Origin of the sequence: Shewanella sp. A32 (genome assembly GCF_029167175.1) — a bacterium.
Taxonomy (GTDB): Bacteria; Pseudomonadota; Gammaproteobacteria; order Enterobacterales; family Shewanellaceae; genus Shewanella; species Shewanella yunxiaonensis.
In genome coordinates, this window is sequence record NZ_JARFTS010000025.1 from 14115 (window position 1) to 40064 (window position 25950).

At 49.0% G+C, this 25950-nt stretch carries 24 protein-coding genes; 6 read left to right on the forward strand and 18 right to left on the reverse strand.

Annotated elements, in window-relative coordinates; translation table 11 throughout:
• Genes mraY through mraZ form a run of 7 tightly spaced genes read right to left on the reverse strand, consistent with a single transcriptional unit; the run spans position 1 to position 7406 of the window.
• Positions 1-1083: a phospho-N-acetylmuramoyl-pentapeptide-transferase gene (gene mraY / locus PY479_RS14870; protein WP_212595150.1), complete on the reverse strand. Its 1083-nt coding sequence runs from the start codon at positions 1081-1083 to the stop codon at positions 1-3.
• Complete coding sequence (gene murF / locus PY479_RS14875) at positions 1084-2460, reverse strand: UDP-N-acetylmuramoyl-tripeptide--D-alanyl-D-alanine ligase (RefSeq protein WP_275484231.1); 1377 nt, start codon at positions 2458-2460, stop codon at positions 1084-1086.
• Entirely contained in the window at positions 2457-3926 is a 1470-nt protein-coding gene (gene murE, locus PY479_RS14880; RefSeq protein ID WP_275484232.1) for a UDP-N-acetylmuramoyl-L-alanyl-D-glutamate--2,6-diaminopimelate ligase, read from the reverse strand. The genes murF and murE overlap by 4 nt, the downstream gene beginning before the upstream one ends.
• On the reverse strand, positions 3923-5659 hold the full coding sequence (locus tag PY479_RS14885) for a penicillin-binding transpeptidase domain-containing protein (RefSeq protein WP_275484233.1): 1737 nt from the start codon (positions 5657-5659) through the stop codon (positions 3923-3925). The genes murE and PY479_RS14885 overlap by 4 nt, the downstream gene beginning before the upstream one ends.
• A complete protein-coding gene (ftsL, locus tag PY479_RS14890) occupies positions 5656-5976 on the reverse strand; it encodes a cell division protein FtsL (protein ID WP_212595146.1) in 321 nt (106 codons plus the stop codon). Before ftsL ends, PY479_RS14885 begins: the two co-directional genes overlap by 4 nt.
• Before the next feature lies 1 nt (position 5977).
• Entirely contained in the window at positions 5978-6919 is a 942-nt protein-coding gene (rsmH, locus tag PY479_RS14895; protein WP_275484234.1) for a 16S rRNA (cytosine(1402)-N(4))-methyltransferase RsmH, read from the reverse strand.
• 28 nt (positions 6920-6947) lie between these two features.
• Complete coding sequence (gene mraZ, locus PY479_RS14900) at positions 6948-7406, reverse strand: division/cell wall cluster transcriptional repressor MraZ (RefSeq protein ID WP_212595144.1); 459 nt, start codon at positions 7404-7406, stop codon at positions 6948-6950.
• Between the two features lie 436 nt (positions 7407-7842).
• On the opposite strand from mraZ, the gene PY479_RS14905 reads away from it, so the two are divergent.
• Entirely contained in the window at positions 7843-8136 is a 294-nt protein-coding gene (locus PY479_RS14905; RefSeq protein WP_212595143.1) for a hypothetical protein, read from the forward strand.
• Positions 8137-8203: 67 nt separating this feature from the next.
• Here the strand turns inward: PY479_RS14905 and PY479_RS14910 are convergent, their stop codons facing one another.
• The 5 genes from PY479_RS14910 to leuA all read right to left on the reverse strand — a co-directional run bounded on the left by PY479_RS14910 (position 8204) and on the right by leuA (position 14758).
• Positions 8204-9547 (reverse strand): outer membrane protein transport protein, encoded by a 1344-nt coding sequence (locus PY479_RS14910; protein WP_275484235.1) that lies wholly within the window; start codon positions 9545-9547, stop codon positions 8204-8206.
• Between the two features lie 533 nt (positions 9548-10080).
• Entirely contained in the window at positions 10081-10686 is a 606-nt protein-coding gene (gene leuD, locus PY479_RS14915) for a 3-isopropylmalate dehydratase small subunit (protein WP_275484236.1), read from the reverse strand.
• A gap of 1 nt (position 10687) precedes the next feature.
• Entirely contained in the window at positions 10688-12097 is a 1410-nt protein-coding gene (gene leuC / locus PY479_RS14920) for a 3-isopropylmalate dehydratase large subunit (protein WP_275484237.1), read from the reverse strand.
• A gap of 1 nt (position 12098) precedes the next feature.
• Positions 12099-13193: a 3-isopropylmalate dehydrogenase gene (gene leuB / locus PY479_RS14925; RefSeq protein ID WP_212595139.1), complete on the reverse strand. Its 1095-nt coding sequence runs from the start codon at positions 13191-13193 to the stop codon at positions 12099-12101.
• Positions 13190-14758 (reverse strand): 2-isopropylmalate synthase, encoded by a 1569-nt coding sequence (leuA, locus tag PY479_RS14930; RefSeq protein ID WP_275484238.1) that lies wholly within the window; start codon positions 14756-14758, stop codon positions 13190-13192. Before leuA ends, leuB begins: the two co-directional genes overlap by 4 nt.
• 481 nt (positions 14759-15239) lie before the next feature.
• On the opposite strand from leuA, the gene PY479_RS14935 reads away from it, so the two are divergent.
• Positions 15240-16988 carry a hypothetical protein gene (locus PY479_RS14935; protein ID WP_275484239.1) on the forward strand — a complete coding sequence of 583 codons (1749 nt, stop codon included), beginning with the start codon at positions 15240-15242 and terminating at the stop codon, positions 16986-16988.
• On the opposite strand, the gene recQ is transcribed toward PY479_RS14935, so the two are convergent.
• The gene (gene recQ, locus PY479_RS14940) at positions 16970-18781 is read right to left on the reverse strand and encodes a DNA helicase RecQ (RefSeq protein WP_275484240.1); all 1812 of its coding nucleotides are present in this window, start codon (positions 18779-18781) and stop codon (positions 16970-16972) included. The genes PY479_RS14935 and recQ overlap by 19 nt on opposite strands.
• A 200-nt stretch (positions 18782-18981) precedes the next feature.
• On the opposite strand from recQ, the gene rarD reads away from it, so the two are divergent.
• Positions 18982-19869 carry an EamA family transporter RarD gene (gene rarD, locus PY479_RS14945; RefSeq protein WP_275484241.1) on the forward strand — a complete coding sequence of 296 codons (888 nt, stop codon included), beginning with the start codon at positions 18982-18984 and terminating at the stop codon, positions 19867-19869.
• Here the strand turns inward: rarD and PY479_RS14950 are convergent.
• The 5 genes from PY479_RS14950 to radC all read right to left on the reverse strand — a co-directional run bounded on the left by PY479_RS14950 (position 19846) and on the right by radC (position 23294).
• On the reverse strand, positions 19846-20376 hold the full coding sequence (locus PY479_RS14950) for a PH domain-containing protein (RefSeq protein ID WP_275484242.1): 531 nt from the start codon (positions 20374-20376) through the stop codon (positions 19846-19848). The genes rarD and PY479_RS14950 overlap by 24 nt on opposite strands.
• Positions 20377-20487: 111 nt before the next feature.
• The gene (argA, locus tag PY479_RS14955; protein WP_212595134.1) at positions 20488-21807 is read right to left on the reverse strand and encodes an amino-acid N-acetyltransferase; all 1320 of its coding nucleotides are present in this window, start codon (positions 21805-21807) and stop codon (positions 20488-20490) included.
• Positions 21808-22077: 270 nt separating this feature from the next.
• Complete coding sequence (rpmG, locus tag PY479_RS14960) at positions 22078-22251, reverse strand: 50S ribosomal protein L33 (protein ID WP_133040119.1); 174 nt, start codon at positions 22249-22251, stop codon at positions 22078-22080.
• Positions 22252-22257: 6 nt separating this feature from the next.
• Positions 22258-22494 carry a 50S ribosomal protein L28 gene (gene rpmB, locus PY479_RS14965; RefSeq protein ID WP_028769274.1) on the reverse strand — a complete coding sequence of 79 codons (237 nt, stop codon included), beginning with the start codon at positions 22492-22494 and terminating at the stop codon, positions 22258-22260.
• A 122-nt stretch (positions 22495-22616) separates the two neighbouring features.
• A complete protein-coding gene (gene radC / locus PY479_RS14970; protein WP_212595133.1) occupies positions 22617-23294 on the reverse strand; it encodes a DNA repair protein RadC in 678 nt (225 codons plus the stop codon).
• A gap of 136 nt (positions 23295-23430) precedes the next feature.
• Here radC and coaBC point away from each other — a divergent pair, with 136 nt between their 5' ends.
• Genes coaBC through slmA form a run of 3 tightly spaced genes read left to right on the forward strand, consistent with a single transcriptional unit; the run spans position 23431 to position 25687 of the window.
• Complete coding sequence (gene coaBC, locus PY479_RS14975) at positions 23431-24627, forward strand: bifunctional phosphopantothenoylcysteine decarboxylase/phosphopantothenate--cysteine ligase CoaBC (RefSeq protein ID WP_212595132.1); 1197 nt, start codon at positions 23431-23433, stop codon at positions 24625-24627.
• Positions 24624-25082, forward strand: coding sequence for a dUTP diphosphatase (dut, locus tag PY479_RS14980; protein WP_212595131.1), 459 nt, complete (start codon positions 24624-24626; stop codon positions 25080-25082). Before coaBC ends, dut begins: the two co-directional genes overlap by 4 nt.
• Positions 25083-25096: 14 nt before the next feature.
• Positions 25097-25687 carry a nucleoid occlusion factor SlmA gene (gene slmA / locus PY479_RS14985; RefSeq protein WP_212595130.1) on the forward strand — a complete coding sequence of 197 codons (591 nt, stop codon included), beginning with the start codon at positions 25097-25099 and terminating at the stop codon, positions 25685-25687.
• Positions 25688-25950 lie beyond the last annotated feature (263 nt).

Here is a 25950-nt window from a genome sequence, read left to right on the forward strand (position 1 = left end):
TTACCTCAGCTTGAGGGTCGCCAGACCCAACAGCACCAGAAACAGCGAAATAATCCAGAAGCGGACAATCACTCGCGGCTCTGGCCAGCCCTTCAATTCATAATGGTGATGGATTGGTGCCATACGGAAAATCCGCTGGCCGCGCAATTTGTAGGAACCCACCTGCAAAATGACCGAAACCGTTTCCATCACGAACACGCCACCCATGATCACTAACATGATCTCCTGGCGCACCAACACCGCCATCGCGCCTAATGCGGCGCCCAGCGATAATGAGCCCACATCGCCCATAAAAACCTGTGCCGGATAGGTGTTAAACCATAAGAAACCCAGTCCTGCACCAACAATAGCGGTACAGACAATTACCAGTTCACTGGAACCCGGCAGATGCGGGATGTTCAAGTACGCAGCAAACTGCGCATGACCAGACAAGTACGCCACTAGCGCAAATGCTGCGGCCACCATTACCGTCGGGGTAATCGCCAGGCCATCCAGACCATCGGTCAGGTTAACGGCGTTACTGGAACCCACGATGGTGAAATATGTCAGCACCACAAAGAAGATCCCCAGCTGTGGCATCATTTCTTTAAAAAATGGCACCACTAACTGTGTATCACCGGGGACTGCAGCAGAGACGTATAAGTAAATACCCACTATCAGTGCAGCAACCGACTGCCAGAAATACTTCCAACGCGCCGCCAATCCTTTGGGATCTTTACGGATCACCTTGCGGTAGTCATCCATAAAGCCAATTAGCCCGTAAGCGGCCAGCACAAATAACATCACCCACACATAACGGTTATCCAGGTCACCCCACAGCAGGACACTGATAAAAATGCCTGCCAAAATCAGTAAGCCACCCATAGTAGGCGTGCCGCGTTTACTAAAGTGCGACTCTGGACCGTCATTTCGCACGACCTGCCCAATTTGTAATAACTGCAGTTTGCGGATCAGCTTGGGGCCCCACCACAGCGAAAAACTCAAGGCCGTCAATAGCCCAAGAATGGCCCTGAAGGTGACATAAGAAAACACATTAAACCCGGTATAAAACTGGGTCAGATATTCCGCCAGATAAACCAGCATTTACACTAACTCCCCGCGCCCGAAGGCTACTACAAGGGCTTCTACCACCCGCTCCATACGCGAGCTACGAGACCCTTTAACCAACACGGTGACTTTCCCTGACAGCCGGTTGAGATATGTTATTAATGCGTCTACCAATGGGCTGATCCCCTGATAATGCTCCGTGGCAAAAGCGGCACTGGTGTGTTTAGTCAGTTCACCGCAGCAAAAAAGCGCATCGATCCCGGCATCGCGGGCACGCTCTCCAAGCTCTCGGTGTAAAAGCGCAGCATTGTCGCCTAATTCCCCCAAATCGCCCAGTACCAAAATGCAATTTCCGTCAATTTCTTTCAGCCAATTTATCGCCGCATTTACAGAATTGGGATTAGCGTTATAACTGTCATCCACCAGCGTGATACGTCCTAGCTGCCTTGGCAGCATTCGCCCCTTCACAGGCTTCATAGCTGCCAGCCCGGTCGCGATATCCGCCAGGGTCAACCCAAGTCCGAGACACAATCCGGTTGCCGCCAACGCGTTAAGCACCTGATGGCGGCCTGCCAAGGGTAACACCACCGGCTGAACCTGAGCTTGCCAGTGCATATCAAAGCGGTAACAGCCATTACCATCATGCTGCAGATTAACCGCCCGCAGCGCTGCCGGCGCATCAATCCCAAACTCAATCTGCTGGTGACCAGCAGCCGCTGTACGCATGACTGCTGCATAGTGATCGTCGGCGTTAATAACGGCGATTCCTTGCGGCTGTAGATGCAGAAAAATCTCAGATTTGGCTTTGGCGACTCCAGCCTCAGAGCCGAAGCCCGCCAGATGGGCGCTGCCGACATTATTCACTAACGCCACGTCAGGACGCACAATCGCCGAAGTGTAATCAATTTCCCCCGGATGGTTGGCACCTAATTCAAACACGGCATATTGATGTTGCGGTTCCAAGCGCAGCGCGGTTAACGGCACGCCGATATCATTGTTGAAATTGCCCGAGGTATAGAGCACTGATGCGTGTTGTGACAGGATGGTCGCCACCATCTCTTTGACGCTGGTTTTACCATTAGAACCAGTCAGCGCCACACAGCGAGGATTGAGCCGATCACGCACCAAGGCACCCAGCTGGCCGAGCGCCTTATGAGTATCCGGTACCAGAATTTGTGGCAGATCTAACGGTAACAAGCGACTCACCAATAACGCGCCCGCCCCTGAATTGACGGCTGTCTGCGCATAATCGTGACCGTCAAATCGCTCACCCTTCAGCGCAATAAACAAACCGCCCGCGGCTATGTCACGACTATCAGTACTGACACTACCTATCGGCACATCTGCCGATGTCTGGGATAACAGTTGTCCCTGTAACGCGGTTGCGATGTCACCTAAGGTCAGCGAGATCATTGTTGGCCCCCGCACAGTTCCCGGGCAAGAGCCCGTTCATCGTAATGATGTTTCACTCCGGCAATTTCCTGATATGTTTCATGCCCTTTACCTGCCAGCACGATTAAATCTCCGGCTTGCGCCTGGCTGACAACCTGATGAATGGCTTGAACGCGATCCACTTCAGTCAGCACCTGTTGCGGATGCGTCAGACCCGCTATGATGTCATTAATAATTTGTTGAGGGTCTTCACTGCGGATGTTATCGCTGGTGATCATCACGCGATCAGCCAACCGCTCAGCGATTGCCGCCATCTGCGGCCGCTTGCCTGTATCACGGTCACCACCGCAACCAAAAACACACCACAGCCGCCCGGTGCAGTGCTCACGGGCCGCAACTAACGCTTTTTCCAAGCCATCAGGGGTGTGAGCGTAATCCACAACTATCGAAAATCCGGTGGGCGCTACGAAACATTCCATACGCCCCGGCACAGGTTGCAGCTTTGGCGCTAAAGCCAACATTTGTTGCAAAGGATAACCAAGCGCATATAACGCCGATAACGCCGCCAACAGATTTGACAGGTTGAACTCACCCAACAAAGGTGTTTGCAGTTGGCCTTCCCCCTCTGGCCATTTGATGCGAGCCTGGATCCCTGCATGATGATAATCCGCCTCCAAAGCAAGCAAGCTGGCACGCGGATCATCATGAATACTGAATCCCAGCAGTCGTTGCCGGTCCATGCTGTCAAACCAAGTGGAGCCAGTGTGGTCGTCGAGATTGAGCGCCGCTTTTTTCACTGTTGGGAACCGTAATAAACGCTGCTTTGCCGCTGCGTACGCTTCCATACTCTTATGAAAATCCAGGTGATCGCGACTGAGGTTGGTGAACACGGCAATTTCAAATGGCACCGCATCGACCCGCCCCTGCACCAACCCATGGCTCGACACTTCCATGGCACAGACATCCACGCCGGCTTCACCCATCTGTTTGAACTGTGACATCAAGGTAATGGCATCAGCCGTGGTGTTGCCGGTGTCTTGTAACTGCCCGGGGCGACCGTTGCCCAAGGTGCCCATGACGCCAGCTTGCTGACCATATAATTCCACCCACTGCGCAATCAGCTGTGTTACCGAGGTTTTACCATTAGTGCCAGTCACCCCAACAATGCGCGGCTTACCGGCTATCAAACCGTAATATTGTGCGGCGATTGCCGATACCTGCCGATTCAGGCGGAAGAATTCGATCACCAGCCCATCAGCAGTACCGACTTTCCCATGGTCATCCGGGTTATCGGTATGCTTTAACACCGCAGCTGCGCCGTTTTTGAAGGCCGCCGCGATATACTCGCGACCATCCGTCTTAAATCCAGGCACCGCAATAAATAAGCCGCCATCAACAATCTTACGGCTGTCGAGTGTCGGCGCATTCACCACTTCACTGCCGGCATAATGAAACCAAGGGGCAAGAAGATCTTTAAGCAACATCACTCTTTCCTCCTGGGAGTGCCGGCTAACTGTACCTGCTGTTGCGGCGTGACAGGTTCAACGTTCAGCATTTGTAAAGCCCCTGACATCACTTTGCCAAAGACCGGGCCAGACACATCACCACCATAGTAGTGATCGCCTTTGGGATCGTTGACGACGACTACCATCGCCAGACGTGGGTCATTTGCGGGCGCAACACCGGCAAATAGTGCTACGTAATCATCACCATACCCACCAGCGACGGCTTTACGGCTGGTGCCTGACTTACCGGCCACAGGATAACCGTCAATATGCGCTTTGGTACCGGTACCGCCTGCTTCAGTGACACCCACCAGCATTTTCAATACTTCCTTCGCCGATGTTTCAGACAGCACCCGAACGCCTTCAGGTGCCTGTTTCAGTTTCAGCACCGAAGCCGGACGTAAAATACCGCCGCTGCCAAGCGTGGCATACATGCGGGCCAACTGCAGCGGCGTGACAGTCAGGCCATAGCCGAAGGCCAAGGTCGCCCGTTCAAAATCAGACCAACGATGACGATCAGGTATCAGCCCGGTGCTTTCGCCGGTGAGATTCACGCCGGTGTAATTGCCAAGCCCCAGCGACTGGTATGTTCCCAGCAACTGCTGAATCGGCATTTCCAGCGCCAATTTACTAATCCCCATGTTGCTGGATTTGATCAGAATGGTAGCCAGTGAAATATCGCCGAGATTGTGGCCATCACGCACAATTGAGCCACCGATACGCATCCAACCCGGAGAGGTATCAACCAAATCACCCGGTTTGACAATTCCGGCTTCCAGCGCCGCCGCCATCACAAAGGGCTTAACCGTGGAGCCTGGTTCATATGCGTCGGTTACCGCCCGGTTACGCATGCGGAAACTTTCGAGATCATCTCGGGCATTCGGGTTGTAGGACGGAGTATTCGCCATTGCCAGAATTTCGCCGGTACGCACATCAATCATCACCAACGATGCCGATGCGGCCTGATACATTTCTGTGGCGCGCTTCAGCTCCCGATAGGCCAGTTGCTGAATGCGCTGATCCAGACTTAACACCAGATCATTAGAACGTTCACCCTGCTGGATGATGCCGAGGCGTTCCACCACCTGACCATCGCGAGATTTACGCACTTGCTCTTTGGCGGGCGTACCGGTCAGCCAGTTATCATAGGTATTTTCCAGACCTTCAATGCCGACATCGTCAATATTGGTAATACCCACTAACTGCGCAGTAATTTCACCGGTGGGATAGTAACGACGGGATTCAGACTTCAGGTAAATACCGGGGAGTTTCAGTTGCTTAATATAATCAGCGACGGTGGGCGTAACCTGCCGTTGAATATAGATAAAACGTTTAGTGGCGTTAGATTTAACCCTATCAACCAGTTCAGTTTCCGGTTGGTGCAGGACATCAGCTAACGCCTGCCAACGGCGCATATCAGCGAAGCCGTTTTCATCGCTAACCACTTTGGGATCCGCATAAATCGCTTTTACCGGCACGCTTACGGCCAGCATTTCACCATTGCGGTCTGTGATAAGGCCACGCTGAACTTCTGAAGAAGTCGTGCGCAGTGTACGCATATCGCTTTCATGACGCAGCATTTCCGGCTGCAGGACCTGGATATACGCAGCTCGACCGACCAGAGAAACAAACAACAGGCACACCGTTACTACCACCGCCTTGAGTCGCCAGTGTATAGGTTGAGGCTTGAAAATCCTTTTTGCCTGTTTTCTCATGGAAGTCTCACTATGACCTCTTCATTGGGTAACGGACGTACCATATCCAGTTCTTTGGTCGCGATACGGGTCACGCGACTGTGTTCCGCCAGCGACTGCTCTTCCAACAGTAAATTGCGCCATTCAATATCCAGTTGGTCGCGTTCCTGCTGCAATTTACTCAGCTGACTGGTCTGATAGCGGCTGATATGACTGGTGTAAACAACAGCGACAGCGTTACCAATGACCAGACATGACAACAGCATCAGCCATTTGTGATGCCAGATGTCGGCCACCACAATGCGCGCTAGATTAGGCTGTTGCTTGGAGGCCTCCATCTCAATCCCCTAAGCGTTCCGCGACGCGCAACACCGAACTGCGAGCACGGGCGTTCACATCAAGTTCTGCATCTGAAGGTTTGATGGCTTTGCCAAGCGTTTTCAGTTTGCGATTCTGTTGCAACTGCTCTTCTGTTACGGGCAAACCATAAGGAACTTCTGCCGCCTGACTGTGGTGGCGCATAAAGCGTTTGACTAACCGATCTTCCAGCGAATGAAAGCTAATCACTGATAAGCGGCCTGCGGGTGCCAATACGGCTAAAGCACCATCCAGCGCCTGCTGGATTTGATCCAGTTCGCTATTGATGTAAATACGGATCGCCTGAAACACCCTGGTAGCGGGATGTTTGTTGCGTTCACGCTGCTTAGTAATGCGTTCAATGAGTGAGGCCAGATCTTTGGTGCGTAAAAAAGGCGTGGTGTCACGATCAGCCGCGATACAACGGGCGATATGCCGGGCATTTTTCTCTTCGCCATAGGTTTTAAATACCCAGGCCATGTCTTCAACATCAGCGCGAGCCAACCACTCTGCCGCAGTTTCACCCTTACTGTTGTCCATGCGCATGTCTAATGGGCCATCACGCAAGAAACTGAAACCACGGTCCGCATCATCAAGTTGTGGAGAAGAAACGCCAAGGTCTAACAGTACCCCGTCGATCTTGCCGGTCAATCCTAAGTCATCGATGTAGCCTGCCAGCCCACCAAAACCACCGTGAATAATAGAGAAACGCGTATCATCAGCCAGCGCCTCAGCCGCAGCAATGGCTTGCGGGTCACGGTCGATAGCGATTAAGCGGCCATTGGGTCCAAGCCGACTAAGAATTTGACGCGAGTGACCACCACGACCAAAAGTACCGTCGACATAAATGCCATCAGGGCGGATATTCAAACCGTCGATTGCTTCCTGCAGCAAAACCGACTGGTGCGCGTAATTCTGACTCATCAATCTCTTCTTTAGTTATATCGCTGCTTCAGAGTGAAAAATCCGCCAACCGCTCACTGGCTTCCAGTCCATCGCTTTGGATCAAATTCAGACTATCGGCCAGCTGCTGCTGCCATGTCTGCTCATCCCACAACTCAAATTTGTTCAACTGACCGACTAACATCGCCTTTTTATCGAGTGCGGCATATTGCCGCAGTGGCGGGGTCAGCAAAATACGGCCATTACTGTCCAGTTCGCAGTCTTGGGCATAACCTAACAACAGCCGCTTTATTGCTCGCTCTTGAGGTTGGAGATCAGAAAGTTTCAGCAACTTTGCCAGCACTTTGGCCCATTCTTCGGCGGGGTAAATCAACAGACATGGTGACTGAATATCAACGGTCACGACGAGCTTGCCTTGTTCTTGGGCGCGCAAATCTTCGCGGAATCGCGTTGGCATCGCGATCCGTCCTTTGGCATCCAAATTCAGCGCACTGGCCCCGGAAAACACTCGTCAGTCCCCTTTGATCCTTTTTGATCCACTATTTTCCACAAATTCCCACAAGTGCTAAGTGTAGGGATAGTCAATAAAGCTTGTCAAGGGACGGGATCCCGTTTAAAGCCAGTCTCCAAGCGGGTTAGACTGGCATGATTCAAAGTTTGGGATCTGCGTAAAAAAGTGGATTTTTGTGGATGTACACAACTATTTCTTGCTAATTAACGTGATAGATACACTGGTCGATGAAAAAGCTAACCACGATTGTGGAGAAAACAGCGCTGTAAGTGGCCAGACTGAGACACTTGAGGAATCATTTTGAGCGAGATTAAAGAACAAATTATGCACAACAAATGGACAAAAAAGACTAAAATGTGATCAGGATCGGTCGATAATAAATTTATAGGGACATTTTAACCCATTTTTATCATCGCCGTTAAGAGGAACCGGTATGGGATTAGACAGTATCTACGCCATGGTAGCGCAACCGGCTAAAGCCACCTATGAACCGCAGAAAGATGTTCAGCAGGTGAGTACAGCTACGGCTATCGCCGCGTATAACCCGGATGATCCGCAATTCCAACAACCGGTGAATAATGATCGCAGACTCCGCTACGATCGCCGTAAAGAGCAAAAGCCATTCGCCCGTGAACGTCGTAAATCCAGTCGTAGACAGGCGGACCAACCACCACCAGCAAAAGCGGTCGAAGAAGGCAAAGGGACTTTTATTGATATTGATGTTTAAAGCAAAACCTTAGACATCAACAATAAAAAAACCCCGCTATGCGGGGTTTTTGCTGAATATGCAGCGATTAAATCTTGTAAGATACCTGCAAACCTGCCAGCCATACATGGCCTGTAGATTCACCATTAAACGTCACTTGAGCTAAACCTAGCATATTCTGGGTTTCGTTAATGGGAGCAGAACCATGAGTACGCAGATAACTGACGCCCAAATCGATATTCAGATTTTTGGTAGCAGCGTAACCCACCCCAACACTGACCCAGTGACGATCACTATCCGGAATTGTGATGGTACGATTTTCATCACTTACAGCGGTCTTATCCAAGGCGACACCGGCACGCAATAACCAGGATTCATTGATGTGATACATAGTACCGAGCGCAAAGCGCCAGTTATCTTTGAAGTGTTCTTCTTTAACAACATCACTGGTGATATTGCCCAATGGCTTTTGCTCACCTGGGAAGTAGGCCACTAACTCGTCAAACACACTCCAATCGGTCCAGTTGACACTGGCTTGCATTGACCAGTTATCAGTCAACTGATGGAAAGATGACAGTTCGGCAAAGGCAGGCAGTTCCAGTGGCAGGTAACCGTCTACTTGGCTGGAGCCACCGGTGTACAGTAAGCCACTGGCATGGCCACTGAGGGTCAGATCGACTTTGCTGTGATAAGAAACCCCGATACGGTTGTTAGGATCAATTTGCCAGCTGGCACCCACCTGGTAACCGTAGCCGTAATCATCACCTTTCAGATACTTCAGTTCAGTACCAGCTGGTGGCAAACTGGACGCCAATGATGGCACATAAGCCCCCACAGCACTGATCCATCCAGGCGTGGATGCACCAATTTCCCCTTTGCCATAGACGTAACGCAAACCGCCGCCGACGGTGAAGCGTTGGTCGATGCGATAGGCAATGTTTGGATTCACTTCAACCGTAGTGACCGACGTTTTGTTGCCGAAAATAGCCGCTGCTGCAGTGCTATCAAGCTCGGTGGATAAACCATAGTTGGAGTTAATTGCCAGACCCCATGTCCAACGGTCATTCAATTGGCTGGAATAATAGAAATTTGGCACTAATGCGTTATTGGCCACATCGTCCACATCCGCATTCATGGAAATTGACTGTGGCAATAATGCTGAATCAATAGTAAGAGTGCCGGGAGTGCTTACAGAAGGCATAACGTAAACAGCACCAACCGACATTTGTCGACCTTCTAAGTAACTCAGCATGGCTGGATTACGCGCCTGAACGGAAGCATTTTCAGCTGAAGCACCTTCACCGGCAAACGCGCGGCCGAGTCCGGTCGCGGAGGATTCTGCTAATTGGAAACCTGCCGCCTGAACCTGAGTCTGAGCTGCGATCCCCAAAATCGCTATTGATATGGCTAAAGTAATCTTTTGTTTCTTCATTGTTATTCTCGTCTAGTCTGTTGAGTATAATTGTTGAAATACTTGTTATTATTTTGGCGATGCAGTTTACCGCGACAGAAGATCTTTGCAAGCATTGCCAATAATTCAGAGTTTTATTCTGCTTTAGTGAAAATATAAGTGATAAATTTTTATCAAACACTCGTTTTAAACAATTAAATTTCAAAAAATCAGGAACAACAATACTCTTAAATATCTTTATAAATTTTCAATATTTTTATTAATATATTGTTTTTATTTATTTTTTATTTGAATTATAAATAAACAAATGTTCTCAATTTTTAAATTAATTCTTCAGTATAAATCACTGCCATTAATTGCTGCCGATAAAAAACTTAGCAAGGCACGTAGTTAATATATTGAAATATTTAGATATTTATTGCATTCATAATAAAAAGAAGACAACTCGAGTAACTTTACTTCAAGCTTATATGAGTAACATCGGATTATTGGTAGTACAGGTGTACGCTGAAAATAAAAAAGAGCCCGCAGGCTCTTTTTTATTGCTGATTAACTTACCCGCGCCAAGCAGGTAGTTTTCCTTCATATTCAGCAATTTGGGCTTCATGTCCCAAGGTCAAGCCGATGGCATCCAAGCCATTCAACAAATTGTGACGTGCAGACGGTGCAAGTGTATAGGCAAAACGCTTACCACTCGGCGCAATAACCTCTAAGGCCTGTAAATCCACCGTCACTTTGGCGCCAACCTTCGCAGTCACTTCCTCAAACAGCTGATCGACCTCATCAGCGGCCAATTTAACTGGTAACAAGCCATTGTTAATCGCATTACCATAAAAGATATCAGCGAAACTCGGGGCAATAATCGCACGCAGTCCATAGTCAGCCAGAGCCCATGGTGCATGCTCACGGCTGGAGCCACAACCGAAGTTTTCCCGCGCCAATAAGATAGAAGCCCCTTGGTAACGTGCCTGATTCATTACAAAATCAGGATTTGCCTGAGTTCCTGCATCGTCCAGATAGCGCCAATCATGAAACAGATGCACCCCAAAGCCATCTTTAGTGACTTTAGACAGAAACTGCTTAGGAATAATTTGGTCGGTATCTACGTTGGCATTGTCCAGAGGCACGGCAATCCCGGTATGAACAGTAAAAGCCTGCATCTTATTTCTCCTCTGCACTCTGGCGAATATCAACGAAATGACCCGCAATTGCGGCGGCGGCGGCCATTGCCGGGCTTACCAGATGGGTGCGGCTTCCGCGTCCCTGACGGCCCTCAAAATTACGGTTACTGGTAGATGCACAACGATCACCAGGGGCCAAGCGGTCATCATTCATTGCCAGACACATTGAACAGCCAGGCAAGCGCCATTCAAAACCGGCATCAGTGAAAATCTTATCCAAACCTTCTGCTTCTGCCTGAGCTTTCACTTGACCAGATCCTGGTACCACAATCGCATTCACACTAGCGGCGACTTTACGGCCGCGGATTTGCGCTGCCGCACTGCGCAGATCTTCAATGCGCGAATTAGTACAGGAACCAATGAAAACTTTATTAACCGCCACATCTGTCATCAAGGTACCGGGGATCAACCCAATATACTGCAGTGCCTTTTCCATGCTGCCACGCACTACAGGATCGGCTTCATCGGCCGGATTTGGCACAGGTTGGTCAATAGCGGTGACTTGTCCAGGATTTGTCCCCCAGGTCAGTTGCGGTGCTATGTCAGCGGCTTCCAACACTACTGTCACATCAAATTTGGCATCTGCGTCGCTGTGCAGCTGCTTCCAAGCAGCTACCGCCTGTTCCCAGGCTTCACCTTTAGGTGCAAATTCTCGACCCTGCAAGTAATCAAACGTGGTTTGATCTGGCGCAACCATGCCAGCTTTAGCGCCCATTTCGATAGCCATGTTGCACAGTGTCATGCGGCCTTCCATCGATAACGCGCGGATGGCGTCACCACAGAATTCGACAACATGACCGGTACCGCCATCCATGCCAATCTTACCGATAATGGCCAGGACGATATCTTTGGCAGTAATGCCTTCACCGACCTGTCCACGGACTTCGATTTTCATGGTTTTGGCTTTCAGCTGCCGCAGTGTCTGGGTTGCCAGCACATGCTCCACTTCAGAGGTACCAATACCAAAGGCCAAGGCCCCAAACGCACCGTGAGTAGCGGTATGCGAATCGCCGCAGACGATGACAGTACCGGGCAAAGTGATCCCTAACTCCGGCCCCATCACATGCACAATCCCTTGTCTGGGATTATGAATGTCGTAAAGGCGGACGCCGAAGTCCTGGCAATTCTGTTGCAGGGTTTCCACCTGAGTCCGAGCCATCGGACTCAGGGCGTCCAGACTGGCACTGCGAGTAGAGGTGTTGTGATCCATCGTGGCAAAAGTCTTTTCGGGGGCGCGCAGTTTACGACCCGCCATTTTTAAGCCACTAAATGCTTGCGGTGAAGTCACTTCATGAACCAGGTGCCGATCAACATAGATGATTGGCGCTTCGCCTTCAGGAGTGGCCACCACATGGGTATCCCACACTTTTTCGTACAATGTTTTTCCCATGTCACACACCTTCCCGGATCGCATTGGCGATAAAGTCGCCCATCTGCTTGGTTGTTTTTGCCTGGTCACGTTGTGCAGCGGGTAACAGCTCACCAGTAAGGAAACCCTCGGCCAAGGCTTTGCCGACTGCTCGCTCAATAGCACAAGCCGCATCTTCCTGTTGCAGAGAATAACGCAGCATCAGTGCGGCAGAGAGGATCTGCGCTACCGGATTAGCAATCCCTTTGCCGGCAATATCCGGGGCGCTGCCGCCAGCAGGCTCATATAAACCGAAGCCGCTGCCATTAATGGAGGCAGAGGACAGCAGCCCCATGGAACCCGTCAACATGGCAATTTCATCAGACAGAATGTCACCAAACAGGTTAGAGCACAGCACCACATCAAAATCAAATGGGCGCCGCAGCAATTGCATGGTGGCATTATCGATGTACATATGCTCCAGCGTGACATCGGGGTAATCTTTTGCCACTTCTTCGACAACTTCACGCCACAGTACGGAACAGGCAAGTACGTTGGCTTTATCAATTGAGGTGACTTTTTGCTTGCGCAGCCGGGCGGTTTCAAAGGCAATCTTCGCGATGCGGCGAATTTCACGACGACTGTAGCGCATGGTGTCAAACGCTTCTTCAGTTTCGCCTTCGCCCTGACGACCTTTGGGTTTGCCAAAGTAGATACCGCCAGTCAATTCGCGCACACACACGACATCAAAGCCTTGGGAAGAGATATCGGCACGCAGTGGCGACAATGCCTCCAAGCCATCATGTAATTTTGCCGGACGCAGGTTACAGAACAGCTGAAAATGACCACGCAGTGGCAATAAGGCTCCACGCTCAGGCTGACTGTCGGGTGGCAAATGCTGCCATTTGGGGCCTCCCACAGAACCAAACAATATGGCATCGGCCTGGTCGCAACCTTTCAGTGTTGCTTCGGGTAACGGACATCCATGGTTATCAATAGCCGCGCCACCAACATCATATTCACTATATTCAATGTCCAGACCGAAACGCTTTTCTACCTCTACCAGCACTTTGCGAGCCTCGGCCATCACTTCCGGGCCAATACCGTCGCCCGCCAATACGGCTACTTTGTAACTCATACGCCACCCAATTCCTTCTTTTCCATAATTTTCTGTTTTTGATCGGCAACCTGGTCCGCGCGGTGGATCAGGTTCATCACATATACCAGTGCGGATGCAGATGCTTCAACCACATCTGTGGCTAAGCCCACGCCGTGGAAATTCTGCCCGCGGTAACGCGCGGTAATATCCACCTGTCCCAGCGCATCCTGGCCTTCACCTTTAGCACTCAGCTTGTAACTGTTGATATTTACTTCAGTGCCGCTGGCCTTGGCAATCGCATGATAAGCGGCATCCACCGGGCCGTTACCGCTGGCGGTAGCGTTGACACTTTCACCACCAATATTCAATTGTACAGTGGCAGATGCTTCACCCTTGATAGAGTCCGACGCAATCGCCAACTGCTCCATCTGATAATATTCATCGCCCTCAATCTTACCTTCCATGAACACCAGCGCTTCCAGGTCATAATCAAATACCTGACCTTTTTTATCGGCTAATTTCAGGAATTTGTCGTACAGCACATCCAGTGAGTAATCATTTTCGCCATAACCCATCTCCTGCATCCGGTGTTTAATCACATGGCGGCCAGAACGAGAGGTCATGTTCAGATTGTTACGATTCAGCCCGATGCTTTCCGGCGTCATGATTTCATAGGTATTTTTCGCCTTCAACATGCCGTCCTGATGAATACCAGAGGAGTGGGTAAAGGCATTGGAGCCGACAATCGCTTTGTTAGGCTGCACCGGCATATTGCATATCTGGCTCACTAACGCGGAAGTCCGATAAATTTCTTTGGCATTAATACTGGTTTCCAAGCCCAGGAAATCTTTACGGGTGGCCAGGATCATCGCAATCTCTTCCAGAGAACAGTTACCGGCACGCTCACCAATACCATTGACGGTACATTCGATTTGGCGAGCGCCCTGCTGCACTGCAGCAATAGAGTTTGCCACGGACAACCCCAGATCGTCATGGCAGTGTACGGAAATCACCGCCTGATCGATATTGGGGACCCGATTAAACAACGTCTGGATTATGCCACCAAACTCGTTGGGAATAGTGTAACCCACGGTATCGGGAATATTGATGGTACGCGCCCCGGCAGTAATTGCGGCTTCAACCATGCGGCACAGATTATCGATTGGCGTACGACCAGCATCTTCGCAAGAAAACTCGACATCATCGGTGAAACGACGGGCATATTTAACGGCGCCAACGGCCATTTCCAATACCTGGTCAAAAGAGCGTTTCAGCTTGCTTTCAACGTGAATGTTGGACGTGGAGATAAACGTATGAATACGGAACTGCTCTGCCACCGCCAGCGCCTGGGCTGCCGCATCAATATCTTTTTCCAGTGCGCGAGACAAAGCACAAACACGACTGTTTTTGATAGTACGAGCAATGGTTTGCACCGATTCAAAATCACCGGGAGAAGACACCGGGAAGCCCACCTCCATGATGTCTACCCCCAGGCGTTCAAGTGCCAGGGCGATCTGCAATTTGTCTTTTACGGACAGACTGGCTGCCAACGCCTGTTCACCGTCACGCAATGTGGTATCAAAAATAAATACTTTGTCAGACATCTGATTTCTCCATCGGTAGATATCGGTCATATCAATACATTAATGCTGAAAACAAAAAACCCCGCGTATTCGGCGCGGGGTTTTGAGTTTTCCTTTCACTATCTGGTAGACAGCATCAACTCCTCCGCGCAGCGCTTGCGAGAGTAAGGAGGAGGAGAGAGAGTGATTTGCTGTAGTTTTTCATACCAAATATACTAAAAATTCGTCTGTCATTTGTCACTGTGCCACCGGAACTATTCAACGGTGCGGTCCAATAATTAACCGGCTTAAGCGCTGCTGTCAACCCAATTTTCATTTCTGAGACAATTTCATTTAGTCATCTGCCAAATCTATTAAATTTGCAGCGTTATCGGCACCAGATAACAATAAAATCGTTAAAAATGTCATACCATTGATTTCCTGTGCAACAAAACCGTTAAAACACGTTATAATCGCCGCTCGATTTTTCACCACTGGATTGCAAAGAAAAAACGGAGAGTAAATGGACTTTCGCATTTTGGTATTGAGTTTGCTGTTTGTTATCACACCAGCGCTCGCCGATACCAATGAAGCTCTGGATGAACTGGTTTCTTTGGTCTATCAATATCCCAGTCAAGCTAACCAACAGTTAGATTCACTGAAAAAGCAATCTCTTACTGATAAACAGCTATTGCGGCTACAACTGCTTAAATGTCATGTATTGCTTCAACTAGGAGAACATGAGGCAGCAATTAAGTTAGCCCAGGAAGCACAAAAAAAAGCACGATTTCTAAAATTGGAACCAGCCATAGCTTACTTTCAGCAGTGTGAAGCTGATGGATATGGCTATACAGACGATTTAAAAAACGCATTTCCTCTGTTAGACGCGGCTATCGAAGATGCTAAAAGCCGTTATCAACCTCAAGCAATGGTTAGTGCATTGCGGCTAAAAGGACAATTTGAGATTGGTGTTGGCAACTACACTTCGGCTATAGAAAGTTTGCGTCTCTCCTTAGACGTCTATCCGGACCTACATAATCAAAAAGATAACTGGGCTTGGCCGCCCCTAGCATATATATATGCCGATATGGCCAGTGTAATGCACGCGACTGGGGATCTTCCACAAGCCAATTACTACATTGAGTTAGCACTACATGATCCGCAGAGTAAAGGAAAAGTGCGTCAATCTCTATTAGTTATGAGCTCCAGAATAGCGCTGGACTCCGGCGATAAAGAAAAAAGCTTAACCGCACTACAACAAGCCATAGATTTACTACCAGAAATTAGCTCATCTCAAGAGTATGCCGTTAGTCAAATTCAAATCGGTGCTATCGAATTTAAGTTAGGCAATATCGAGGCCGCTGAAAAATTTTTGGACGATGCCACTAAGACTCTCATTGAGCATAATAACTTCTATCAACTACTCAGAGTCCAAAGAGTACTGGCCCTAATTCGGATGAAACAAGCAAGACCAAAGGAAGCATTAGAACTACTGCACTCATCGGCTAATTTTGCCCAAAAGCTAGCTCAGTATGATGATCTCGCCAGTGCTTATACACTGCAAGCCAAAATTCACGCTCAAAATAAAGACTACAGCGATGCCTACCAAGCTATGCAACTTGCCGTTGAGGCAAATCAAAAGGCGCAAGAAAAACTCAATAATACCCAGTTTATGCAGTACAAAGCCAAGTTGGAGCTACAAGAACAACAACAAACTCAGGCGCAACAGCAAATTCGCGAAGCGACGCTCAATCAGCAGCAACAACTTGATCGTATTTATGCATTGGTTATCTTTCTGTTGTTGGTAATTGCCGGCATGGCCTTATGGGTATTCAGTAAAAGTCGTGGCTGGACGCTAGTCACCAACTTAGCTCAACGTAATGATGAACAGTTGGCAGAAAGCATGTTGGCTAACGCCAAAAAGACCGGCCAACCGCTCAGCTTGCTGCTGGTTGATATTCGTCATGTGCGCCAGATTGATTTGCCAGCGTTACAGGACGAGATTGAAAAAAAATTAAGAGAGCAGGATAAGCTGATCCAGCATTCTGCGGAGGAACTACTCGTCATCCTGCCCTATACGTCAAACGCCGGTTCGGAACGTGTCGTTGAGCAACTTGATCCTGTATTACAGCGCTGGCATACCAGTAAATCACATGTCGGAATCGCCTCACTGAAGCAGCCCGACACATTACAAACACTGCTCAAAAGGGCGAGTATCAGCCAACTCAGTCGCAGCCGTAATGAGGAGAGTTTTCAGTCTCCGGCCAAGTAAGCCGTGATTTCATCCAAAAAGGGATTGCCAAACCGCGCCAGTTTGCGTTCTCCGACGCCATTGATAGCGAGCAGTTCTCTTTCGCTGGTGGGTAATATCGCTGCCATTTCAGCTAGGGTGGCGTCGTTGAAAACCAGATACGGTGGTACATCTAAATCCTCCGCCACACTGCGACGTAACATTTTCAATCTGGCGAATAGCTTTCGATCATAATTTAACGGTGCCTGATGTCCGTGACGACGTCTGGTCACCGGTATTGTCAGTCGCGGTTCGGCCAACATCAGCGCCACATTTCCCTTAAGGACCGGTCTGGCTGCATCATTGAGTGTGAGACATGAGCCGCGAGTGATGTCTTGGTTAATCAGCCCCAGATGGATCAGTTGACGAATAACACTTAACCAATGTTCATGGGATTTATCTTTACCAATCCCCCATGTAGATAATTTATCGTGGCCTCGTTCAACCACGGCCGCAACACTTGCTCCACGCAGCACCTCAATAACATGATTGATACCAAAACGCTGTTTTAAGCGATAGACGCATGACAGTACCTTCTGAGCATCTTCAGTACCGTTATAACGTTTAGGAGGATCTAGGCAGATATCACAGTTGCCGCACGGCTTATCCGCCGTTTCACCGAAATAATGCAGTAGTACCTGTCGACGACAAGTCTGGGCTTCAGCAAACGCCGCCATGGTATTTAACTTATGTAATTCCACATCCTGTTGCGGTCCGGGCGAACCTTGATCAATCAGATGGCGTACACGGCCAATATCCGCCGGTTCAAATAATAATAAAGCCTCGGCTTCCAACCCATCCCGACCGGCTCGTCCCGTTTCTTGATAGTAGGACTCGATGCTTTTAGGCAAATCATAATGCACCACATAACGCACATTGGATTTGTTGATCCCCATACCAAAGGCCACCGTTGCCACCACGATATCCAGTTGATCTTTCAGAAACCGCTCTTGCACACTACTGCGCGCTTCCTGAGTCATACCAGCATGATATGCCTCAGCAGAAAACCCTTGTTGCCGCAGCCGTTCAGCCACCTCATCCACGCGACGACGACTAGAGCAATACACAATACCTGAGGCCCCTTGCTGCGTTGTAATAAATTGCCGTAGCTGATTAGCCGCATTTAATTTTTCTGCAACGGTATAGCGAATGTTGGGACGGTCAAAACTGGAGAGCAATTCGTATGGATGGATCTGTAGTCGCTGACAAATATCCAACCGCGTAGTTTGATCAGCGGTTGCCGTCAGCGCCATTACCGGGATATGAGGAAATGACTGTTTTAAAATACCGAGCTGAGCGTATTCAGGGCGAAAATCATGACCCCATTGACTGATACAATGGGCTTCATCAATGGCAAACATCGACACTGACAAATGCTGCAGCCGCTCTAAGAAGGTTGGCTGCAATAGCCGCTCGGGTGAGATATAAAGCAGTTGCAGCTCTCGCTCATGCAGTTGTCGCAATATCTGTAGTTGCTGTTCCCGCGGCAAAGATGAATTGAGGTAAGCCGCATTAACCCCCGATTGCAATAAGCTATCGACTTGATCCTTCATTAAGGAGATCAAAGGCGATACCACAATCGTCAATCCCGGCATCAGCAATGCAGGCAACTGGTAACACAGGCTTTTGCCGCCACCGGTGGGCATAACGACCAAGCAATCCTGCCCGCTCAGTATCTGGTCCATCACCTCGCGTTGTCCGAGACGAAAACTTTGATAGCCGAATACTTGACGCAGCATCAGTTCCAATGGCGCTGTTGCTGTTTGTGAAAGCATTGCTGAATGCGAAGTAAGAGCGTGTTCCATCATCAATTATTATGGCAAAATTCAGTACTATTTTAACGGACAATTCAACCAGAGCACCAGCCACAATCAGCGTTTTCCGGTGTTGAGATTATTCACTTCTTAAGTGTGCTTGCGTATTCAGTGGCTTGCCCCATACAATCCAGTTCCTAAGTTCTTTTCAAATACTTTCCATGGCTGAATCTGAATACCGTAAAGGCATTATTCTGGCACTTTGTGCCTATATTTTTTGGGGATTTGCCCCACTCTATTTTAAATTGCTACATCAGGTATCTCCGATTGAGATCCTTATTCATCGCATCATTTGGTCGTTCCTACTGATGGGGATCATGATGAGTTTTATGGGCGGATTTGGTCAGCTCAGAGCACTATTACGTCGGCCGAAACAGCTGTCAGTACTCCTGGTAACATCAGTTCTGATTGCGGGCAACTGGCTGTTGTTTATCTGGGCAGTCAACAATGATCACCTGTTGGATGCCAGTCTCGGCTATTTTATCAATCCGTTGTTCAACGTGATGCTCGGCCTAATATTTTTGTCTGAAAAGCTCAATCGCTGGCAATGGCTGGCAGTGTTGTTAGCTGCGTCAGGAGTAGCTATTCAATTAATCTCCTTTGGATCTATACCGCTGGTATCTTTAGGCTTGGCGGCCACGTTCGGTTTTTATGCCTTACTGCGCAAAAAGGTCAACATTGACGCTGCCACTGGGCTGTTAGTGGAAACAGCCGTACTGGTGCCACCCGCGATCCTTTATGTGATATTGGGTGATGCACCAACAACCAGCCACATGTTCGCCAATGGCTGGCATTTAAATCTGTTACTGATTGCCGCCGGGGTCATCACGACCATTCCTTTACTATGTTTTGCTGGTGCGGCGGTCCGTATTCCTTTAAGTACGCTTGGGTTCTTTCAATATGTCGGTCCCAGTATCATGTTCATTATGGCCATTACCTGGTTCCACGAACGTTTTGATATGGAAAAAAGCGTGACTTTTGGCTTTATCTGGGCAGCGCTGGCGGTCTTCACTAGTAACATGCTGTTAAGGCGTAGACGCCGCTTTTAATGCCCGCAAAAGCGATGAGGGATCGACGGTACTCAGTAACAAGGTGTAGCCTAAATCTGTAGGCACCATTATCACATTATGACTATCGGTGACGGCAGCAAACGCTTTGCTGCCAGAATCCAGTCGAAACCAACCTAAACTATACCCAGGTAATCCAACGCCATTAGTTCGCCACGATAAAGCCGGGGTTGCCTTGTCGGCGAGATTAATTGTTTGCGCCTGCTGTAACTGTAGATGGGATAACGCAATACTTTGGCTATATAAAGGCACCTTGATATCCAGTGTTTTCGCGGAAAGCGATAATCCTGCGTTATTGGTTTGCCAGTATATCCAGGTGAAAAAACCTATCGTCGCTAGTAACAGGCCAGCGGAGGCGGCTTTAGCAGTTGCAGGCATTGGTTTGAATAATAAAAACATGAGCAGTGCCAGCAGCACTAATAACAAGAGCATGAAGCTGACATGTGCAGTTTTCCCTAGCGGTGCGAGTATAAACCATTGGCTTTCCATGATAAGTACCCGATATCCTGAAGTGTTTGAGACTTATTTTTAGCCGGCCGACATAATATGTCAACTTTTCATTCTTGCATTAAAAAAGCCCTGCGTTGCAGGGCTTTAAGATTAGAGTTCAAGACGTAAAATTTTTGAACGTCGTTGATAGTTGTATAACTGCTTTTTCTTCTGCGGTAAGGCTTCGACTTCCACCATCTCAAAACCATGCTCTAGGAACCAATGAATACTGCGGGTTGTTAGGGCAAACAGATGTGCATACCCTCGCACCTTGGCCTGGTTGATGATGTTTTTCAGCAGCAAACTGCCACGGTCAGCATCACGATAGTCTGGATGAACGACCAGACACGCAAATTCACCGGCATTGTCTTCTTCAAATGGATACAACGCCGCACAACCGATCACTAAACCATCACGTTCGATCACCATGAACTGTTCGATTTCACGTTCCAGTTGCTCACGAGAACGTCTAACCAAAACACCCTGCTCTTCTAACGGCCGGATCAAGTTCAAAATACCGCCGATATCAGTGATAGATGCCCGGCGTAACCGTTCAGCACTTTCAGTGACAATCTGGGTCCCAATCCCTTCACGGGTAAAGAGTTCCTGCAGTAACGCGCCGTCTTCCTGATAACTCACCAGATGGCAACGTGGGACACCGGCGCGACTGGCGTCGATACTGGCTTTCAGGAATGCCAGAGTGCCGCGATCAATGTCTTCCTGATCCGCTAGGCTGGTGAGCAGCTTTTGTGCATCATTTGGCATCAATTCAGCGACCACTTCACCGAATTCATCTTCAATGCCGTGGCGTGATGAAAAGCCGATAATTTTGTCTGCTTTCAGTTTAATCGCAACCTGGGTTGCGACCTCTTCTGCAGTTAAGTTAAAGCTTTCGCCAGTAACAGACGCTGCAATCGGCCCCATCAGGACGATACCACCGGTATCAAGCATATGCTTCAGACCTTGAGTATCGATACGGCGAACTTTGCCTGACAGGCAAAAGTCCACGCCGTTATCCACCCCTAGTGGCTGAGCAATGACAAAATTACCGCTGACAACGTTAATTTGTGCGCCCTGCATTGGTGTATTGGACAGGCTCATGGATAACCTGGCGGTAATATCAAACTGTAGTGAACCGGCTACCTGCTTAATCACCTTGAGCGTACTTTCGTCAGTGATACGCACGCCATTATGATACGCAGGTTCGATATCGTTCTGTGCCAATGCTGCATCAATTTGTGGTCTGGCACCATATACCAACACCACTTTGATCCCCAAGCTGTGCAACAGCGCAACATCATTGATAATTGAACGGAACATTCCGTGGGCAACGGCTTCGCCGCCCAGCATTACCACAAATGTCTTGCCGCGATGAGCATTGACATAGGGAGCTGAGTGACGAAAGGAGTCAACCAATTCAGTGGTACGCACCTTGTGTTTTGCCTCTTACAATAGCGATAAAAAGAAAAACATGCCGATAGCATGTATTGCGCGTCATGCTAATGCATTTTAATTCACTTTAAAAGCATTTATTTTCACACCAAATCTGTTGAGTTCTGTTATACCTGCAATAAATGACAACAGTTCGACAGACTTGGCGATCCTATAACAGCCGACGACATTTTGCGCGTTTTCTATCCCATAACAAAAAAGCCCTTCAACATAAGTCAAAGGGCTTTTCAGCATTCGGCATAAAAGCAATTACTTGATTTTAGCTTCTTTGTAGATAACGTGCTGACGGATCACGGGATCAAATTTTTTGATCTCCATTTTCTCTGGCATGTTGCGCTTGTTTTTGTCAGTAGTGTAGAAGTGACCTGTCTTAGCGCTGGATACCAGTTTGATCTTTTCGCGGTTGCCTTTACCTTTAGCCATTTTCTATTACACCTTTTCGCCACGGGCACGAAGTTCAGCTACAACAACTTCGATACCTTTCTTGTCGATAATGCGCATACCTTTGGTAGAAACGCGCAATTGAACAAAACGCTTTTCGTCTTCTAACCAGAAACGATGGTTCTGCAGGTTAGGCAAGAAACGACGACGCGTTGCGTTTTTCGCGTGCGAACGGTTGTTACCAACCATTGGACGCTTGCCAGTAACTTGGCATACTCTAGACATGTCAATCTTCTCCAAAAACAATTTCTAACGCTCGAGCATTCATGTACCCCGTATGGCCGTCGCCCGAGGCACAAAGAGGGCGCATGTTATACTAGATAATTGAATAAAGATCAAGCCAATGATCATTCCAACCACCCGCGCTCAGCGAACGAAACTATCTCACAATCGCCCACAACCATATGATCCAGCAAAGGAACATCAATAGTTGTCAGCGCGTTTTTCAATCGCTCGGTAATTCGCCGATCCGCCAGACTGGGCTCTGCCACGCCAGACGGATGATTATGGCAAACAATGACCGCTGCAGCCTGCTTTTCCAACACCAAACGCACGACTTCTCGCGGATAAACGGAAGCGGCATCCAATGTTCCCCGAAACAGTTCAACGAACTGAATCACCCTGTGCTGGCTGTCCAGCAATAGTACGGCAAACACTTCGTAGGCTCGGTCTGCCAATTGTCTCATTAAATAGTCGCGAGTTAAATCAGGATTTGTCAAAACCGTCCCTCTTTGCAGCTTTTCTCGCGAAATTCTGCGAGAAATCTCTGCTGCCGCCTGCAACTGGGCAAATTTTACCGGTCCAACCCCAGGCAAACGGCAAACCTGTTCAACCGGTGCCGCTAATAATTGTCGCAATGAGCCAAACGTCAGCAGCATATCGCGCGCCATATCCACGGCATTCTGCCCAGGTAAGCCACTGCGTAACAGCACAGCCAATAACTCTGCGTCACTCAGACCACCCGCCCCTTGTTGTAACATTTTTTCCCGAGGCCCTTCACCATCTGGCCAGTCTCTGATTGCCATTGCAGACTCCTTTCCACCGTTCCCACTAAATCCTTAGCAGTTAAGTATGGCCTAACTTTTACCACCTGTGACTGCGACACACCGTATGCTTTATGGTATGTTTAGCGCCAGTTACTCCACCAAGTCGAATCTTCCTATGAGCTTGATGCACAAAAAAATCCTGTTGGGTATTGGCGGTGGTATCGCTGCTTACAAAAGTGCTGATCTGGTGCGCCGATTGAAAGAGCGAGGGGCAGACGTTAGAGTAGTGATGAGTGCCAGTGCCACACAATTCATCACACCGTTGACCTTACAGGCAGTGTCCGGCCATCCCGTTGCAACCGAGTTGCTCGATCCGACTGCTGAAGCGGGAATGAGCCATATTGAGCTGGCACGTTGGGCGGATCTATACATCGTCGCCCCAGCCACCGCTAACCTGCTGGCGCGCTTCAGAGCGGGAATGGCAGATGAATTGATTACGACAATTGCACTTGCCACCGCAGCGCCGCTGGTCGTTTGTCCGGCAATGAACCAACAGATGTATCAGCATCCAGCAACACAAGATAATCTCACGGTATTGGCGGACCGAGGAGTTACCCTTTGGGGACCAGGCGTCGGCAGCCAAGCCTGCGGTGAAATCGGCCCCGGCCGTATGTTGGAACCGTTAGAGATTGCAGAATTAGCGAGTCAATTTTTTACTGCGCCGTTATTACAAGGGCAACGATTACTACTGACCGCGGGCCCGACTCGGGAAGCTATCGATCCGGTGCGTTATATCTCCAATCACAGCTCTGGGAAGATGGGGTTCGCGCTGGCAACCGCAGCGGCGGCGATGGGGGCCGAGGTGACACTGGTAACGGGGCCAGTCAACCTGCCTACGCCGGCTGGGGTAAAGCGCATAGATGTCGAATCGGCAGAACAGATGCTGGCCGCGGTGATGGCTAACATTGCAGAACAACAGATCTTTATCGGCTGCGCGGCAGTCGCAGACTACCGCGTGGCAAATCCGGCTGAAAATAAACTCAAAAAAACCAATGACACCATGCAACTGCAACTGGTCAAAAACCCGGATATTCTGGCTACCGTTGCAGCGCAAACGCCACGCCCATTTACCGTCGGTTTTGCGGCTGAAACCCATAATTTAGCACAATATGCGCTGGATAAGCTCCACCGTAAACAGCTGGATATGATTGCCGCCAATGATGTATCTGTCGCCGGACAAGGGTTTAATGCAGATAACAACGCCCTGAAAGTTTTTACAAAAGATGGCTGTCACGATCTGCCTGCGACAGATAAACTTAACTTGGCAAAACAATTACTGAATCTCATCGTTAACTATAAAAGCAAACCATGAAAACACCGATTGAACTAAAAATTCTTGATGGCCGTATCGGCAGTGAATTTCCGTTGCCAGCTTACGCCACCCCTGGCAGTGCCGGGATGGATCTGCGAGCGATGATCCAGGCGCCGCTGACCGTTGAACCGGGACAAACTGTGCTGATCCCAACGGGCGTCGCTATCCATGTGGCCGATCCGGCGTTAGCTGCCGTTATTCTGCCACGTTCTGGCCTTGGCCATAAAAATGGCATCGTGCTCGGCAATCTTGTCGGCCTTATCGATTCTGATTATCAGGGTCCCTTAATGGTATCCTGCTGGAACCGTGGCAATACACCGTTCAAACTGGAAATTGGTGATCGTTTGGCGCAACTTGTGTTTGTCCCTGTGGTACAAGCGCAATTTGAAGTGGTCGACGAATTTGCAACCTCTGACCGCGGCGAAGGCGGCTTTGGCCATTCTGGTACCAAGTGAGTCTTAGCGCGACCATGACAAAAGAAAAAATCAATCGGCGGGACCATATCCTGCAGAGTCTGGCGCAAATGCTGGAAACTAATCCTGGTCAAAGGATCACTACCGCAAAGCTAGCCTCTGAAGTGGGCGTTTCTGAAGCGGCGCTGTACCGCCATTTCCCCAGCAAGGCACGGATGTTTGAAGGTCTTATCGAATTTATCGAAGAGTCTTTGCTGTCTCGCGCCAATCTGATTATGACGGAAGAAAAGGATACCATGCGACGTTGCCAACTCATGCTGCAACTATTGCTGGTATTTGCCGAGAGAAACCCCGGGATTTCACGCCTACTCAACGGTGATGCGTTGCTCGGCGAACACGAGCGTTTGCGAGAGCGCGTCAATCAAATTTTCGCAAAATTCGAAACTAACTTAAAACAGATACTGCGTGAAAAGTCTTTAAGAGAAGGTCAAAAATTCCATTTAGATGAAGGCATTCTCGCCAATATGTTGTTAGCCGTGGCAGAGGGACGGATTGCACAATTTGTGCGCAGCGAATTCCACCAGAAGCCTACCAAACACTTTGAAGAACAGTGGTTATTTATTCAGAAACAACTGCTGCAAAGTTAAAATTCGCAGACTACAAACAGTAAAAACTGCTTAAGAGGCTTTGATTCAAGATGTTCTCTTACCCAGAACATCTTGAATTGGTGGCTCTCACCCTGGCAATACGCCGACATAGTTATGACAGGCCACCTAAACTATAAAATCGAGCTCGGATTGGGCGTTACACCATCAGACAGTACAATCCAAACTGGAATAAGGTTGTAAATAATCTCATGAGCAATCTGCGCTGTTAACATAAAAAGATGGCTCATTTCTTTACGATATGA